At 72.3% G+C, this 16520-nt stretch carries 15 protein-coding genes; 11 read left to right on the top strand and 4 right to left on the bottom strand.

Annotated elements, in window-relative coordinates; genetic code table 11:
• The first annotated feature begins 85 nt into the window (after positions 1-85).
• Positions 86-280 carry a hypothetical protein gene (locus tag ACIGA3_RS10680; RefSeq protein ID WP_399712871.1) on the top strand — a complete coding sequence of 65 codons (195 nt, stop codon included), beginning with the start codon at positions 86-88 and terminating at the stop codon, positions 278-280.
• 35 nt (positions 281-315) lie between these two features.
• Here the strand turns inward: ACIGA3_RS10680 and ACIGA3_RS10675 are convergent, their stop codons facing one another.
• Positions 316-1284, bottom strand: coding sequence for a DUF5996 family protein (locus ACIGA3_RS10675; protein ID WP_399712869.1), 969 nt, complete (start codon positions 1282-1284; stop codon positions 316-318).
• Between the two features lie 271 nt (positions 1285-1555).
• On the opposite strand from ACIGA3_RS10675, the gene ACIGA3_RS10670 reads away from it, so the two are divergent.
• The 4 genes from ACIGA3_RS10670 (at position 1556) to ACIGA3_RS10655 (ending at position 6252) form a co-directional block, all read left to right on the top strand.
• Positions 1556-2668, top strand: coding sequence for an LLM class flavin-dependent oxidoreductase (locus ACIGA3_RS10670; RefSeq protein ID WP_399713976.1), 1113 nt, complete (start codon positions 1556-1558; stop codon positions 2666-2668).
• Positions 2665-3270, top strand: coding sequence for a CE1759 family FMN reductase (locus tag ACIGA3_RS10665; protein ID WP_399712867.1), 606 nt, complete (start codon positions 2665-2667; stop codon positions 3268-3270). The genes ACIGA3_RS10670 and ACIGA3_RS10665 overlap by 4 nt, the downstream gene beginning before the upstream one ends.
• 176 nt (positions 3271-3446) lie before the next feature.
• The gene (locus tag ACIGA3_RS10660; RefSeq protein WP_399712864.1) at positions 3447-5306 is read left to right on the top strand and encodes an arabinofuranosidase catalytic domain-containing protein; all 1860 of its coding nucleotides are present in this window, start codon (positions 3447-3449) and stop codon (positions 5304-5306) included.
• A 151-nt stretch (positions 5307-5457) separates the two neighbouring features.
• A complete protein-coding gene (locus tag ACIGA3_RS10655) occupies positions 5458-6252 on the top strand; it encodes an SDR family NAD(P)-dependent oxidoreductase (RefSeq protein WP_399712861.1) in 795 nt (264 codons plus the stop codon).
• A gap of 28 nt (positions 6253-6280) precedes the next feature.
• Here ACIGA3_RS10655 and ACIGA3_RS10650 read toward each other — a convergent pair whose 3' ends face one another.
• A complete protein-coding gene (locus ACIGA3_RS10650) occupies positions 6281-6847 on the bottom strand; it encodes a GNAT family N-acetyltransferase (RefSeq protein ID WP_399712858.1) in 567 nt (188 codons plus the stop codon).
• Positions 6848-6958: 111 nt separating this feature from the next.
• Here ACIGA3_RS10650 and ACIGA3_RS10645 point away from each other — a divergent pair, with 111 nt between their 5' ends.
• Together ACIGA3_RS10645 and pgm are read left to right on the top strand one after the other, a co-directional pair.
• Positions 6959-7756, top strand: coding sequence for an SAM-dependent methyltransferase (locus tag ACIGA3_RS10645; RefSeq protein ID WP_399712855.1), 798 nt, complete (start codon positions 6959-6961; stop codon positions 7754-7756).
• 95 nt (positions 7757-7851) lie between these two features.
• The gene (pgm, locus tag ACIGA3_RS10640) at positions 7852-9492 is read left to right on the top strand and encodes a phosphoglucomutase (alpha-D-glucose-1,6-bisphosphate-dependent) (RefSeq protein ID WP_399712853.1); all 1641 of its coding nucleotides are present in this window, start codon (positions 7852-7854) and stop codon (positions 9490-9492) included.
• A 24-nt stretch (positions 9493-9516) separates the two neighbouring features.
• Here pgm and ACIGA3_RS10635 read toward each other — a convergent pair whose 3' ends face one another.
• Complete coding sequence (locus tag ACIGA3_RS10635) at positions 9517-10416, bottom strand: SGNH/GDSL hydrolase family protein (protein ID WP_399712851.1); 900 nt, start codon at positions 10414-10416, stop codon at positions 9517-9519.
• A 187-nt stretch (positions 10417-10603) separates the two neighbouring features.
• Here ACIGA3_RS10635 and ACIGA3_RS10630 point away from each other — a divergent pair, with 187 nt between their 5' ends.
• From ACIGA3_RS10630 to ACIGA3_RS10615, 4 genes are all read left to right on the top strand, one after another.
• Complete coding sequence (locus tag ACIGA3_RS10630) at positions 10604-11260, top strand: 1,4-alpha-glucan branching protein (protein WP_399712848.1); 657 nt, start codon at positions 10604-10606, stop codon at positions 11258-11260.
• A gap of 229 nt (positions 11261-11489) precedes the next feature.
• Positions 11490-13346 carry a M1 family aminopeptidase gene (locus tag ACIGA3_RS10625; RefSeq protein ID WP_399712846.1) on the top strand — a complete coding sequence of 619 codons (1857 nt, stop codon included), beginning with the start codon at positions 11490-11492 and terminating at the stop codon, positions 13344-13346.
• Between the two features lie 139 nt (positions 13347-13485).
• A complete protein-coding gene (locus ACIGA3_RS10620; RefSeq protein WP_399712843.1) occupies positions 13486-14334 on the top strand; it encodes a lysozyme in 849 nt (282 codons plus the stop codon).
• Positions 14335-14604: 270 nt separating this feature from the next.
• Positions 14605-15225, top strand: coding sequence for a hypothetical protein (locus ACIGA3_RS10615; protein ID WP_399712840.1), 621 nt, complete (start codon positions 14605-14607; stop codon positions 15223-15225).
• Here ACIGA3_RS10615 and ACIGA3_RS10610 read toward each other — a convergent pair.
• Complete coding sequence (locus ACIGA3_RS10610; protein WP_399712838.1) at positions 15222-16400, bottom strand: AI-2E family transporter; 1179 nt, start codon at positions 16398-16400, stop codon at positions 15222-15224. The genes ACIGA3_RS10615 and ACIGA3_RS10610 overlap by 4 nt on opposite strands.
• Positions 16401-16520: the final 120 nt, after the last annotated feature.

Genomic DNA, 16520 nt, shown 5'->3' with positions numbered 1-16520 from the left:
GTGTTGGCGGGCGCCCCGCCAGGGCATACCCTCCCCGTGAAGTGGCGCGGCGCGCTCCCGCAAGGCCGCACCCAGGGGAGGAACCATGCCGTGGTGGGCGCTGATCCCGGTCGTCTCGATGATCACCGGGCCGGTCGTGCTGTACATCCTGAGCCGTCGCAAGCGCGACTCCGACGACGACGCCGAGGAACGGTACGAGGAGCTGTCCCACAAGTACGACGAGCTGCTGGCGGAGAACCGGGCCACGAAGCCCCCGGCCGCCGGGGACCAGCGCGGCTGACCCCGGTCTGACCCGGTCCGCTCAACTCGGTCGGCTCAGCCCTGCTGCCCCACGTGCTCGGTCGGCTGATGCTCGCTCATGTACCAGCCGTCGACCCGCGGCCCGACCAGATCGGCCGGCCAGCCCGACGTCTGGACGGCCGTGTCGTACACGGCGTCGCCGAACCTGACGATCGCCCCGCGGGGGTCCGGCAGCCGGCGCAGGTTCTGCCACGGCAGCAGCGCCAGACCGAGGTCCGGATGCCAGTCGGCGCCCTCGACACCCCAGGACCGGCCGGTGAGACCGTCCGGCTGCGGCCAGATGTAGGCGTACATGCCGATGTCCAGCGGGCTCTCGCCCTCGCTGCGGGTGTTGTCGAAGGAGAACCCCACCGACACGTACTCGTGCAGCTGGGCGTTGCGCATGAAGGGCGGGCCCTCGGGCGCGGGGGTCGTGTGCTTCGGGCGCCACCGGGTCGCCGACAGGTCGAACCCGCCCCACATCACGCCGACGCGCGGCCGGTGCCCGAGGAACGGGGCCTGCCACGCCTCCAGGCCGTCCGCCGCGAGGTCGAACGCCTCCCACATGAGCCGGGCCGAGTGCGCGTTCCACACCCGCTCGACCCGGTCGTCCTCGAAGTTCGGCGGGGCGGCGGGGATCTCGCAGATCTGCGCGCTGCGCGGATGCGGGATGCCCAGCTTGGACGCGGCCTCGCAGAACGCCGTGTAGAAGTCGGCGACGGACGTCCGCCCCAGCGACAGCGTCCGTGAGGCGCCGTCGGTCTCGATCACCACGTCACCGTCGAGCAGCCGGTAGTGCACCGTGAAGGTCACTCCGTTCCGCCGGAACGTCGGCGTGCGCAGCCCGCGCGGGGACACCTCCAGCACGATGTTGCCCCAGCCGACCTCGAAGGGTTCGTCCAGCGAGTACTTGCCCGCGACCTGAATGACCCGGTTCACATACTCGATCATGGGCGCCAGTTCCGCGTGGTCCAGCACCGGCCACGCCTCGGGACGTTCGCTCACGGGAGCCTCCCGGCGGATCGATCCACGTGTCCTCGACGGCCGTACACCGCCTGTCTCAGATCGCCCGATTTCCGGCATGACAGTCGTACGGCCGCACACCCCCCGATTCTCCCACGCGCCCCGGAGCCTCGCCTCCTTCCCGCCAGTGCCGGATCGCACCCGGCGTGACACGATGACGGGACAGCGGCAACCCCACCTCAGTACGCCAGTTCCGCAGCAGCGTCTGAAGGAGCCCAGCATGGCGTCGTCCGAAACGACCGGCGCGGCCGGGATGCAGTTCGGCATCTTCACCGTCGGGGACGTCACCCCCGACCCCACCACGGGCCGTACCCCCACCGAGGCGGAGCGCATCCAGGCCACCGTCGCCATCGCGCGCAAGGCCGAGGAGGTCGGGCTCGACGTCTTCGCCACCGGCGAGCACCACAACCCGCCCTTCGTGCCGTCCTCGCCGACCACCCTGCTCGCGTACATCGCCGCGCAGACGGAGCGGATCATCCTCTCCACCTCCACCACGCTGATCACCACCAACGACCCGGTGAAGATCGCCGAGGACTTCAGCGTGCTCCAGCACCTGTCCGGCGGCCGCACCGACGTCATGCTGGGCCGGGGCAACACCGGCCCCGTCTATCCGTGGTTCGGCCAGGACATCCGCGAGGCCATCCCGCTCACCGTGGAAAACTACGACCTGCTGCGCCGCCTCTGGCGCGAGGAGACCGTCGACTGGGAGGGCAAGTTCCGCAGCGCGCTCCAGGGCTTCACCCTCGCGCCACGCCCGCTGGACGACATGCCGCCCTTCGTCTGGCACGCCTCCATCCGCACCCCCGAGATCGCCGAACTCGCCGCCTACTTCGGGGACGGCTTCTTCGCCAACCACATCTTCTGGCCCGCCTCCCACACCAAGGAGCTGGTCGGCCTCTACCGGCGCCGGTTCGCCCACTACGGCCACGGCAGCCCCGAGCAGGCCATCGTCGGGCTCGGCGGACAGGTGTTCATGCGGCCCGACAGCCAGGACGCGGTGAACGAGTTCCGGCCCTACTTCGACAACGCCCCGGTGTACGGACACGGGCCCTCGCTGGAGGAGTTCACCCGGCAGACCCCGCTGACCGTGGGCTCACCGGCCGAGGTCGTCGAGAAGACGCTGAGCTTCCGCGAGTATGTCGGGGACTACCAGCGGCAGCTGTTCCTCGTCGACCACGCCGGACTCCCGCTGAAGACCGTCCTCGAACAGCTCGACCTGCTCGGCGAGGAGGTCGTACCCGTACTGCGCCGGGAGTTCGCCAAGGACCGGCCCGAGGGCACCCCGGCGGCCCCCACCCACGCCTCGCTGCTGCGCGCACGCGAGAGCCAAGAGCCGGCCGACGAAGGTGACCCGGAGGCGCGATGAAGATCACGATCATCACGGGCGGGCTGCGCGAGCCCTCCTCCACCCGGCTCCTCGCGGACCGGCTGGCGGCGGCAGTCACCCGCGAACTCGAGGCGCAGGGCGAACCGGTGGAACTGTCCTTCGTCGAACTGCGCCCGCTGGCCCACCCCGTCATGGACGCGATGCTCACCGGGTTCACCGGCGAGGCGCTGGACTCGGCCTTCGAGACGGTCGCCGGGGCGGACGGCGTCATCGCCGTCACCCCCGCCTTCAACGCGTCCTTCAGCGGCCTGTTCAAGTCGTTCTTCGACGTGCTCCCGGAGGAGACCCTCTCCGACATGCCCGTCCTCATCGCCGCCAGCGGCGGCACCGAACGGCACTCCCTCGTCCTCGAACACGCGCTGCGCCCGATGTTCTCCTACCTCCACGCCATCGTCTCCCCACGCCCCGTCTACGCCGCCACCAGCGACTTCGGCACCCAGGACGGCGCGGCCCTCGGCGCCCGCATCAACGCGGCGGCCGCCGACTTCACCCGCCTCCTGCGCGCCTGCGGCCCCCGCACCCACCAGGACCAGGGGGACGCCGACCTGGCGACGATGCGCGGCCTGCTGGGCGGAAGCTAGCCCCCGGCTGAGAGGCCCGCCCGCCCAAAGCAACAAATCACCACACGGGCAAAAGCTTGAACAAGTCTGAAGCAACAAATCTTGACGTGTTCGATCGCGCTTCGTACGTTCCCGAGCGGCCGTGAGGAGTCGTCGACTCCGCCGCCCCACCGCACGGCCGGCCGAAGGAGCAGACGATGCGCGCATTCAGATCCGCCGTGTTACCAGGTCTCCGCGGGCGCCTTTGGGCCGTCCTGTCCGTACTCGCCCTGCTGCTCGGCGCCCTCGCCGGACTGAGCGCGCCCGCCCAGGCCGCCGGGTCGGCGCCCTGCGACATCTACGCCGCCGCCGGCACCCCCTGCGTCGCCGCGCACAGCACCGTCCGGGCGCTGTTCTCCGGCTATGCCGGCCCGCTGTACCGGGTCACCCGCGCCTCCGACGGCGCCGCCACCGACATCGGCCTCCTGGCCACCGGCGGCTACGCGGACGCCGGCCGCCAGGACACCTTCTGCGGCGGCACCACCTGTCGGATGACGAAGATCTACGACCAGACCAGCCGCCACAACGACCTCAACCCCGGTCCGGCAGGCACCGCGGGCATGGGCGCCGACCGCGCCGCCGACGCGAGCGAACTCTCCGTCACCGCGGGCGGCCACAAGGTCTACGGCATCTGGATCTCACCCGGCGTCGGCTACCGCTCCTCCGGCGCCGCCTCCGGCGTCGCGGTGGGCGGACAGCCCGAGGGCGTCTACATGGTGGCCAGCGGCACCCACGTCGGCTCCGCCTGCTGCTTCGACTACGGCAACGCCGAACGCACCCCCGCCGACACCGGCAACGGCCACATGGACGCCGTCAGCATCGCCACCACCTGCTACTTCGCCCCCTGCACCGGCAACGGCCCCTGGGTCGAGGCCGACCTGGAGAACGGCATGTTCCAGGGCGACAACGGCTCCAACCTCGCCAACCGGGGCAACAGCAGCACCTACGTCACCGCCGTGCTGAAGAACGACGGCCAGACCCGGTATGCCCTCAAGGGCGGCAACTCCCAGACCGGCTCCCTGAGCACCTGGTGGGACGGCGCGCTGCCCTCGCGCGGCGGCTACCGGCCCATGCAGCAGGAGGGCGGCATCATCCTCGGCACCGGCGGTGACAACAGCAACTGGAACATGGGCACCTTCTTCGAGGGCGCCATGGTCTCCGGCTATCCGTCCGACGCCGCCGAGAACGCGGTGCAGGCCAACGTCGTCGCGGCCGGCTACTCCGGCCAGACCAACGTCCCCAACGGCCCCCAGGGCACCATCACCGGCCCCGGCGGCAAGTGCGTGGACGTCGCCGCCGACGACACCGGGGTCAACGGCACCGGCGTCCAGCTCTGGGACTGCCAGACCTACGCCGAGGACCAGCACTGGACCCACAACCCCGACACCTCCCTCGGTACGATCTCCCGCTGCCTCGACATCAACGGCAACGGCACCGCCAACGGCACCGAGGTCGAGCTGTGGGACTGCAACGGCGTCGGCGGGCAGAAGTGGGTCCAGCAGGCCGACGGCTCGCTGCGCAACCCCCAGTCCGGCCGCTGCCTCGACGCCCCCAACGGCACCACGGCCAACGGCACCCGGCTGCGGATCTGGGACTGCAACGGCTCAGCCGCCCAGAAGTTCTCCGTCAACGGCGGAGCACCGGTCGCCGCGCCCGGCGGCAAGTGCGTGGACGTCGCCGCCGACGACTCCGGCGTCAACGGCACCGCCGTCCAGCTCTGGGACTGCCAGACCTGGTCCGTCGACCAGCACTGGTTCCACCGCGCCGACACCTCGCTCGGCACCCTCGGCCGCTGCCTGGACATCAACGGCAACGGCACCGCCAACGGCACCCAGGTCGAGCTGTGGGACTGCAACGGGGCCGGAGGCCAGAAGTGGGAGCAGCAGGCCGACGGCTCGCTGCGCAACCCCCAGTCCGGCCGCTGCCTCGACACCCCCAACGGCACCACGGCCAACGGCACCCGGCTCCAGATCTGGGACTGCGACGGCGCGGCCGCCCAGAAGTTCAAGCTGAACTGACGGCCCGGCACCAGGGCATTCCTTCCGGATACGGGGGAGACGCGGGGGAGGGGAGAACACGCGGGCGGACGGCGCCTCTCCGTCCGGCACGCCCCGCCCCCGCACACTGGGCGCAGCCGCCGCACCCGCACCGGAAGGAAACCCCCGCCCCATGCACCTCGACCTGACCGGACGCACCGCCCTGGTCACCGGCTCCACGCAGGGCATCGGCGCGGCCATCGCCGTGGGCCTCGCCCGCGCCGGTGCCCGCGTGGCCGTCAACGGCCGCGACGCCGAGCGTGTCTCCGCGAGCATCGCCGAGTTCGCCGAGCAGGCCCCCGACGCCGAGTTCGTCGCGGCCGCCGCCGACGTGTCCACCGAGGAGGGCGCCCGGCAGTTGCTGCGCGACCTGCCCCAGGTGGACATCCTCGTCAACAACCTCGGCATCTTCGGCACCGCCGACCCGCTGGAGATCACCGACGACGAGTGGCGGCGCTACTTCGAGATCAACGTCCTCGCCGCCGTCCGGCTGACCCGGCTCTACCTGCCCGGCATGACCGACCGCGGCTGGGGCCGCGTCCTGTACATCGCCAGCGACTCGGCCATCGTCATCCCGGCCGAGATGATCCAGTACGGCATGTCCAAGACCGCCCTGCTCGCGGTGAGCCGGGGCTTCGCCAAGAAGGCGGCGGGCACCGGCGTCACCGTCAACTCCGTCATCGCGGGCCCCACCCACACCGCGGGCGTCGAGAACTTCGTCTACGAACTCGTGGACAAGAACCTGCCCTGGGACGAGGCCCAGCGGGTCTTCATGCGCGAGTACCGCCCGCAGTCCCTGATCCAGCGGCTGATCGAGCCGGAGGAGATCGCCAACATGGTCGTCTACCTCAGCTCCGACCAGGCGTCGGCCACCACCGGGGGAGCGCTCCGCGTGGACGGCGGCTACGTCGACGCCATCCTGCCCTGACCGGACCCCGGGGCGCGGCCGGGGAGCGTCACGCGTGCCGCACGTGCAGATGCCCGTCGCGGGGAAACTCGGGCGGCGCGGCGGGCAGCACCCCGGCCGGCTCGTAGCCGCACTTGAGCGCCACCCGGCAGGACGCCGTGTTGTCCATCTGGTGCAGCAGCTCCAGCCGGGTCAGCCCTCGGCCCGCGCCGCCGTCGAACGCCCACTCGGTCAACGCCGTCAGCGCGCGCGGGGCCACGCCCCGGCCCCGCGCCCGCGCGGCCGTCCAGTAGCCGACCTCGGCACGGCCGCCGCCCGAGAGCACCTCCTTGAGTACGACATGGCCCAGCAGCTCCCTCTCCGGGAAAGGGGAGTCGGCCGCCATCACGGCGAACGCCAGCCGGTCGCCCGTCTCCCAGCCCCGCGCCTGCACGGCGATCCATCGCGCGGCAGCCGTCTCGTCGTCCACGGCCGCGCCCGTCCAGCGCCGTAGCGCCGTGTCTCCCCGCTGAACCAGCACCAGCCCGGCCGCGTCCTGAGGCCGCCAGGGCCGCAGCAGCAGGGCCTCGCCGCCCTCGGCGCCGACCCGCAGCACCGTGTCTTCCGTCCTCGTCACGCTTCCCCCTCCGGCCACTCCAGTCACGCCCCAACATGCTTGCACACCAACCCTGTTGGGCAGAGAAACCCGGACGCAGGACCCCCCACCGGAGCAGAGGAGAACGCCCCCGTGCCCGACACCGAACGACAGCCGACGGCCATCGACACCAGCAAGCCCCACCCGGCCCGGATGTACGACTGGTTCCTCGGCGGCAAGGACAACTACCCGGTCGACTGGGCGGCCGGCGAACAGGTGCGATCGCTCTTCCCCCAGGTACCGGAACTCGCCCGCGCCAACCGCCAGTTCATGCATCGAGCCTCCCGCGTCCTGGCCGAGCTGGGCATACGCCAGTTCCTCGACATCGGCACCGGCATACCGACCGAACCCAACCTGCACCAGGTGGTCCAGGCCGTCGCCCCCGAGTGCGGGGTCGTCTACGTCGACAACGACCCGATCGTGCTGCGCCACGCACAGGCCCTGCTCAGCAGCGCCCCCGAGGGCGGCACCGCCTACATCCAGGCCGACGCCCGCGAACCCGGGAAGATCGTCGAGGCCGCCCGCGAGCTGCTGGACTTCGAACAGCCCGTGGCGCTCTCCATGGTCGCCCTGCTCCACTTCGTCCCGGACGAGCAGGGCGCGTACGACGTGGTCCGCGAACTGCTCGACCCGCTCCCGGCGGGCAGCTGTCTCGTCCTCTCCCACGCCACCGCCGACATCGACCCGGACACCTGGCACGCCGTCGTGGACGTCTACCGGCGCGGCGGCACCACCGTCCAGGTCCGCTCCCGCGCCGAGTTCGCCAAGTTCTTCGCCGGACTGGACCTGCTGGAGCCGGGCATCGGGTTCGTGACCGACTGGCGCCCCGACACCGCCGGCCGTCAGCAGGGCGAGCGGCTCCCGCTGTACGCGGCGGTGGGGCGCAAGTAGGCACCGCCCGGTGCGGGTCCATTCGCCCGCACGGCCCGTGACGAGCCAAAATGGCCCCGAGCGTTCGAAAAACACTGATGCGGAGGAGCGGACCCATGGCGCACGAGCGAGCCGGCCGTCCGGCCGGTCCCGAGGACCTTGTCGATGTGGCCCGCCTGGTCACGGCGTACTACGCGCTGCACCCCGACCTGGACGACCCCGCGCAGCGGGTCGCCTTCGGCACCTCGGGACACCGGGGCTCGTCCCTGGCGGCCGCGTTCAACGAGGACCACATCGCCGCCACCAGCCAGGCGATCTGCGAGTACCGCGCCGCCCAGGGCATCGACGGCCCGCTGTTCCTCGGCGCCGACACCCACGCCCTGTCCGAGCCCGCGCGGGTCACCGCCCTGGAGGTGTTCGCGGCCAACGGCGTCACCGTGCTCATCGACAGCGAGGACGGCTACACCCCGACCCCGGCCGTCTCGCACGCCATCCTCGCCCACAACCGGGACCGCACCACCGGCCTCGCGGACGGCGTCGTCGTGACCCCCTCGCACAACCCGCCCGCCGACGGCGGCTTCAAGTACAACCCGCCGAGCGGCGGCCCGGCCCCCTCGGACGCCACCTCCTGGATCCAGGACCGCGCCAACCAGATCATCGCGGGCGGATGCAAGGACGTACGCCGTATCCCCTACGCCCGCGCGCTCGCCGCCGACACCACCGGCCGGTACGACTTCCTCGGCGCCTACGTCCGTGACCTGCCCAGCGTGCTGAACCTGGACGCGATCCGGGACGCCGGGCTGCGCATCGGCGCCGACCCGCTCGGCGGCGCCTCCGTCGGCTACTGGGGCCGGATCGCCGACGAGCACCGCATCGACCTGACCGTCGTCAACCCGCACGCCGACCCCACCTGGCGCTTCATGACGCTGGACTGGGACGGCAAGATCCGCATGGACTGCTCCTCCCCGTACGCGATGGCCTCGCTCATCGAGCAGCGCGACCGGTTCGCCCTCTCCACCGGCAACGACGCCGACGCCGACCGGCACGGCATCGTCACCCCGGACGCCGGGCTGATGAACCCCAACCACTACCTCGCCGTCGCCATCGACTACCTCTACCGCAACCGCGACCAGTGGCCCGACGCCACGGGCATCGGCAAGACCCTGGTCTCCTCCACGATGATCGACCGCGTCGCCGGCGACCTGGGCCGCCGTCTCGTCGAGGTGCCGGTCGGCTTCAAGTGGTTCGTGGACGGCCTGCTCAGCGGGGACCTCGGCTTCGGCGGCGAGGAGTCGGCGGGCGCCTCCTTCCTGCGCCGCGACGGCTCGGTCTGGACCACCGACAAGGACGGCATCCTCCTCGCCCTCCTCGCCTCCGAGATCACCGCCGTCACCGGCCGCACCCCCTCCGAGCACTACGCCGGTCTCACCGCCCGCTTCGGCGAGCCCGCCTACGCCCGCATCGACGCCCCGGCGACCCGCGAGCAGAAGGCACTGCTCGCCAAGCTGTCCCCGGCCCAGGTCACCGCCGACACCCTGGCCGGTGAGGAGGTCACCGCCGTCCTCACCGAGGCGCCCGGCAACGGCGCCCCCATCGGTGGCATCAAGGTCACCACCGCCAACGCCTGGTTCGCGGCCCGCCCCTCGGGCACCGAGGACGTGTACAAGGTGTACGCCGAGTCGTTCCTCGGCCCGGACCACCTCACGCGGGTGCAGGAGGAGGCCCAGGGCGTCGTCCTCGGGGCACTCGGGGACTGAGCCCCGGCCCGGGTGCGCGGCCGGTCAGCGCCGGCCGTGCCCCCGGTCCAGCCGGTCCAGCACCGCCGTCGCCATCGCCGCCTCGCCCCGCTCGTTGGGGTGGGCGGGGGCGGCGGGGGAGGCCGGCTGGAGCGGCTCGATCCAGCGCTCGGCGGGCGCCTTGCACATGTCGTGGCCGACCGTGGGCCCGTAGGTGTCGACGTACTCCACCCGGTTCCAGGCCGCGACCAGCCGCAGCATCAGGTTGACCCGCTTCCCGGTGTCGCGCAGATACGGGAAGTCGCCGCGCGCGAACGGCACCGAGGGGAAGCAGCCGGAGCCGTCGTCGGGCAGCAGGTCCGGGTAGCCGACCAGCAGCACGCGCGCGTGCGGCGCCCGCGCGCGCACGGCCCGCAGCACCCGGTCGACCTTGGGCGCCGTACGGGCCACCGCGACCGCCAACTCGTCGTACCCGGCGGCCCGGTAGGAGCGCTCGCACGGGTTGCCCGTCGGGTCGCCCGTGCCGAGCCGGGCGCAGGTGGCGATGATCGAGCCGAAGCCCACGTCATTGCCGCCGATCTGCACCGTCACCAGGTCGGTGCCCCGGTTCACCGCGTCCAGCTGGGGACCGTTGGTGCCCTGCGCCCGCCACATCTCGGCCGTGGTCGCACCGGAACAGCTGACGTCCTTGAACGTGCCCACCCGGCGCCCGGCGGCCACCAGCGAGGGGTAGTTCCGGTCCGAGCGGGCGCAGTTGGCGTCCACCTGGCGGGGTATCAGCGGGCCCGAGGTGTAGGAGTCGCCGAGCGCCACGTACTCCGTACGGTGCCCGGCGGGATGCGCGGCCGCCGGGACCACGGAACCGGCGACCAGGGCACACCCGCCCAGCACCGTCCCCAGCCCGGCCCGCAGGCGCCGTCTTGCCGTCTTTCCGCCACGCACCATGAGATCGTCCCCCTCGGATTCGGACCGGCGCTTCCCGCGCCATCGACCGGCCTTGTATACCGCCGGGCGGCCCCCAGGGCCAGAAGCCGGACCATCTCAACTGCCGCACCGCAGGTCACAGTTGCCCCACTCCCGGTGTGGAAGACTTCAGAGGTTCCGGCACCGTACGCAGGAGGGGCACCGCTCGATGGCCGTCATCCACCAGACCACCCTCACCCCGACCAAGCTCGAACTCCTCACCCCCTGGCTCCCCACCCGCCCCTGGTACCTCGGCTCCGGCGCGCCCGAGCTGGAGCGGACCGGCGGCTTCCGTCTCGACGACCCCGAGGGCGAGGTCGGCATCGAGTTCATGGTGGTCACCGACAGCTCCACCCCCGAGCCCACCGCGTACCTGGTCCCGCTCACCTACCGCGCCGCGCCCCTAGCCGGAGCCGAGGCCGCCCTGATCGGCACCTCGGAACACGGTGTCCTCGGCAAGCGCTGGGTCTACGACGGCTGCCACGACCCGGTGCTGACCACGGAACTGCTCGCCCTGATCGGCGGCACCGCCCAGGCCATGGCCCAGCGAGTCAGCAACACCCCCGACCACGAGGTCACCCGCTCCTACACCGGCGATCCCCTCCCCACGGCCGCGCACACCCCGGCCCCCGCCGACGACGCGGCCGGCACCGGCCTGCCCGCGCCCCACGGCACCGTGCTGCGGGTCCACCGGGTCCTGCGCCCGGTCCCCGGCGCCGAGCCGCCCGCCTGTCCCGAGGGCGCGGCCGGCCATGTGGCGACCGGCTGGCCCGGCCCGGACGGCACCCGGCTGCGCGCGGTCTTCATGGAGCTGCGCACCGCCTGACCCGGCCCCGGTACCGTGCCCCGCACCCGGCGGCACCGGCGCCCCGACCGACCGTCTGGCATGCCCTGGTCAAATCTGTCACTCTTTCGGCAACCACGCCCGCAGGGGCGCGGCCGCACCTCCGCACAGCGATCGCGCAACCCCGCCCCTCGGCCGCCCCGGCGCACTCCCCGTCCGGCACGCGGCCACCGAGCAGGCCGAACCCCGGCCGCCGCCAAAGGAGTAGCGTGTGAGACCCACCCCCCACCGGGCGCTCGCCACCGGCGTGCTCACCGCAGCCGCCCTGATCGCCCTCTCCCTCCCCGCCACCGCCCGGCCCGACACCACAGCCCCGGCGGCCGCCGCGTGCACCCCGACGCAGTCGGTCGTCAACGGCGGCTTCGAAAGCGGCACTTCACCCTGGACCGAAGCCCCGTCCGGCCTGATCACCAGCCGCACCGGCCAGAGCGCCCACGGCGGCACCTCGTTCGCCTGGCTCGACGGCACCGGACGCACCCGCACCGACACCCTCACCCAGAGCGTCACCGTCCCGAGCGACTGCGCGACCGCCACCCTGAGCTTCTACCTTCATGTCGACACCGCCGAGACCACGTCGTCCACGGCCTACGACAAACTCACGGTGAAGGCCGGCTCCACCACGCTCGCCACCTGGTCCAACCTCGACCGTGCCGCCGGCTACGTCCGCAAGACGATCGACGTCTCCTCGTACGCGGGCCAGACCGTGAACCTCGCCTTCACCGGCACCGAGGACTCCAGCCTCCAGACCAGCTTCGTCCTGGACGACATCGCCCTCGACACCTCCGGCACCACCACCCCGCCCCCGGCCGACTCCGTGCGCACCCCGGCCGCGCCCGCCTACACCGTCAGCCTCAGCAGCGACAGCACGGGCACCGTCTGGAACGGGCACCAGAGCGCGACCTTCACCAACGCCTCCGCCACCGCGCTCGGCGAGGTCTACCTCAGGCTGTGGGACAACTACCACGGCACGTGCTCGGCGCCGCCCATCAAGGTCAGCAACGTCACCGGCGGCACGGCGGGCGACCTCTCCGTGGCCTGCACCGCCCTGAAGATCACGCTTCCGGCCCCGCTTGCCCAGGGACAGAGCGCCACCATCGGCTTCGACCTCGGCATCACCGTGCCCGACGGCGCCGACCGGTTCGGCCACGACGGCGCCTTCAGCTTCATCGGCAACGCCCTGCCCGTCCTCGCGGTCCGTGACGGCGCCGGCTGGCACCTGGACCCGTACACCAACAACGGCGAGTCCTTCTACTCGCTCGCCGCCGACTTCAAGGTCACCCTCGACCACCCCAGCACCCTGCTGGTCCCCGCCACCGGCACCTCCACCGACACCCCCGGCACCAGCGGCCGTACGGTCACCACCGCCACCGCGTCCAAGGTGCGCGACTTCGCCTGGGCCGCCGGACCCTTCAGCAAGATCTCCGGCACCTCGCCCGGCGGCGTCCCGGTCAACGTCTACTCCGTCTCCGGGATCAGCTCCGCCAACGCCCAGTCGATGCTGAGCACCGCCAGGAGCGCCGTCGACGCCCACGCCGGCCGCTTCGGGGCCTACCCCTACGGGGAGCTGGACGCGGTCATCGACAACAACTTCTGGTTCGGCGGCATGGAGTACCCCGGCTTCGTCCTCGACCTGGTCAGCACCACCGCCCTCACCCACGAGATCGCCCACCAGTGGTGGTACGGCATCGTCGGCGACGACGAGTACAACACCCCCTGGCTGGACGAGTCCTTCACCGACTACGCCACCGACCTCGCCCAGGGCAAGACCGGCTCCGGCTGCTGGAGCAGCGTCTCCTGGGCCTCCAGCGCCGAGAAGATCACCAACTCGATGGCCTACTGGGACGCCCACTCCTCCCGCTACTCCACCGTCGTCTACGGCTACGGCAAGTGCGCCCTGCACGACCTGCGCCGCGTCCTCGGCGACACCGCGATGGCCAAGCTGCTGAAGGACTACGCCACCGCCCACTGGTACGGCGTCTCCACCACCGCCGAGTTCAAGGCCGCCGCCCAGGCCGCGACCGGCACCGACCTGACCTCCTTCTGGACCCAGCACCGCATCGACGGCTGACCCGCTTCCTCCGTCGCCCGGCCGGGGGCACCCTCCCGGCCGGGCACCTACCCGAGGGCACCCACATGGCCCAAGGGCCGGCCGCACATGGCTTCGCCCGGCGGTATCCGGCGTGCGGGACGGCCCGATGCCGGGTCAGATGGATGTCGTGCGAAGCGACATACTCCTCCCCAGCGGCCGCAGCTCACGCCTGTGTCTCACCGGCGTCCTGACCGGCCTCCTCCTCTTCCTGTCGCCCCCCGCCGCCGTGCCCGACTCCGGCGGGCCGACCGCCCCGCGCGGCAGCGCCTACATGGGCGTGGGCGTACGCGCCCACGACGGGGGCGCGCCCCTGGCCGACGACCGGTCCGCCGCCTACCGGGTGACCCAGACCGAGGGCGTGGACGTCTCCAGCCACCAGGGCAACGTCGCCTGGTCCACCCTGTGGGGTGCGGGCACCAAGTGGGCCTACACCAAGGCGACCGAGGGGACGTACTACAAGAACCCCTACTTCACCCAGCAGTACAACGGCCCCTACAGCGCGGGCATGATCCGGGGCTCGTACCATTTCGCCACCCCCGACACCACCAGCGGCAAGACCCAGGCCGACTACTTCGTCGACCACGGCGGCGGCTGGTCCAAGGACGGCAAGACCCTGCCCGGTGTCCTCGACATCGAGTGGAACCCCTACGGGGCGTCCTGCTACGGCAAGTCCAAGAGCGGCATGGTCAGCTGGATCAAGGACTTCCTGAACCGCTACAAGGCCCGCACCGGCCGCTCCGCCGTCATCTACACGGCCACCAACTGGTGGAAGGACTGCACCGGCAACTACTCCGGCTTCGGCTCCCACCCCCTGTGGATCGCCCGTTACGCCTCCACCGCCGGGACCCTGCCGGCCGGCTGGTCCACGTACACCATGTGGCAGTACACCTCCTCCGGCAAGACGGTCGGAGACCACGACAAGTTCAACGGCTCCCTCACCAGGCTGCGCAGCCTCGCCAACGGCTGACGCACCGGCAGCCCACCCGTGCGCGGGACCCGGCCTTCCCCCGGCCGGCCCGCGCACCGTCATGCGACGACCACCTGCCAGGCCGGCACCAGCCCGGCGGCGTACACCAGCGCCTGGTTCCCGCCGCTCCGGCACCCCCGACGCTACGGCCCTCCCGGCGGCGGACACCTGAGCGCGCGTACTCAGCCCGGACGCGGCCGCTACTCAGGACGACGGCACTTGAGTACCCGCACTCAGGCGTACTCGCGCCCTGTCGGGCAGGCTGAGGGCATGACGACGCCATCACCGAACACCCCGGCACCACGGCGCGGCCACGGGCACGGGCGGCTGTGGGCGGGGCTCGCCGCGCTCGGCGTGACTGTCGCGTGCGGAGGTGCCGCGCTCTCCTGGTCGGGCAAGGAGGGCGACCGACCCCGGGTGAACGACACCCGCGCGGGCGTCTCCTACGCCGTGCCCGAGGGCTGGCGGCACGACCCGGCGGCGGACCGGAAGTTGATCGGCGCCTTCTCCTCCCGGATCAGCCGCGCCTCCGAGGCCACCCCGGCCGAGGACGCCACCGTGCTGACCGGCGCCGCCGGACGGCCGGTGCCGAGCACGGAACTGCGCCGGACGGCCGAGGGCGCCGCCCGCTCCAACGCCGAGTTCTTCTTCCCCGACGCGGCGCCCACCCTCACCGAGTCCTGCCGCACCGAACTCGGCGGCCGCCCCGCGCACACCGTCGCCCTGGACGTCCCGCACGACGGCGGCACCGCGCGCCTGGAACTGACCGTGGTCGCCGGTGACCACGCCGCCTTCCTGCTCGCGCTCGCCTCGGACGCCGACGACACAGGCGTCCTCGCCGACGTCCACGCCGTCGAGGCCAGCGTCGCGCTCGGCGGGGCCGCGAGCTAGGTCGGGGGAGGCGCCCGTAGCGCGCCCAGCACCGCCCACACCACCGACACGAACGGCACCGCCACCACGGCACCGATCACCCCGGCCACGATGCTCCCCGCGATCACGGACACCGCGACGACCAGCGGATGCAGCCGCACCGCCCAGCTCATCACCAGCGGATGCAGCACATGCCCCTCCAACTGGCCGATCACCACGATGAGCACCAGCACCGCGGCGGCCGTCAGCGGACCGCGCCCCGCCAGCGCCACGACCGTCGCCACCCCGAGCGCCACCGGCGAACCCACCAGCGGCACGAACGCGGCGAAGAACTCCAGCAGGGTCAGCGGCAGCGCCAGCGGCACCCGCAGGATGAACAGCACGATGCCGACCAGGATCGCGTTGGTCGCGGCGATGATGATGATGCCCCGCGTGTACCCGGCGAAGGTCCGCCAGGCCGCGCGCCCGGCGCGGTCCCACCTCGGTCGGGCGCCACGCGGCAGCAGCCGGTGGCTCACCCAGCTCCACAGCTTCTCGCCGGAGTGGATGAAGAAGACCGAGGCGAACAGCGCCAGCGCCCCGCCCGTGATCACCTCCACCACCCGGCCGAGCCCGGACACCGCACTGCTGAACAGGCTGGCCCGGTGCCGGGAGAGATAGTCCGTCACCTCCTGCTGGAGCGCGGCCAGCCGGCCCGCGCTCAGCCGGAACGGCGGCTGCCGCAGCCACTCCTCGATCCGGTGCACCCCGCCCCGGAACTCCCCGCTCAGCCGCGCCGATTCGCCCGCCACGGCGTTGCCCACCAGCGCGAGCAGTCCCAGGACCAGCAGGATGCTGCCGATGAGGGCGACGGCCACGCTCAGCGGGCGGGGCATGAACCGGTCCAGCACATCGGCGAGCGGCCGCAGCACCGAGGTGACGACCAGCGCCAGGAACAGCGAGACGGCGATGAGCTGGAAGCGGCCCAGCACACTGAAGATGCCCCAGACGACGATCCCGACCAGGATGAGCCGCCACGCGTAGGCCGCGGCGACCCGCAGCCAGCCCACGGTCCGCTCGGCCACCGAGGTACGCGGGATGGACCGGGTCACCGAGGGCAGCCGCACGGAGTACGCCGGACGGCTGCCCGGCACCGCGCCCCGCGCGGCCGGACCGGAACGCTCGCGCCCCGTCCGCCGCCCGTCACCAGCCACCACGCGCCCGCCTCGCCTCCGCACCCGCCGAGCTGACCGGCGATCACCTCTGACGAACGCTACGGGCAAACCGGACACCGGGGGACGCCCACTGGGCCGCGTGGGCTACTCCTCGGCTGCTCC

Origin of the sequence: Streptomyces sp. NPDC085596, from assembly GCF_044541565.1 — a bacterium.
Classification (GTDB): domain Bacteria; phylum Actinomycetota; class Actinomycetes; order Streptomycetales; family Streptomycetaceae; genus Streptomyces.
Note: the sequence above shows the minus strand (reverse complement) of the source record. Positions and strands in the feature narration are given on the sequence as shown.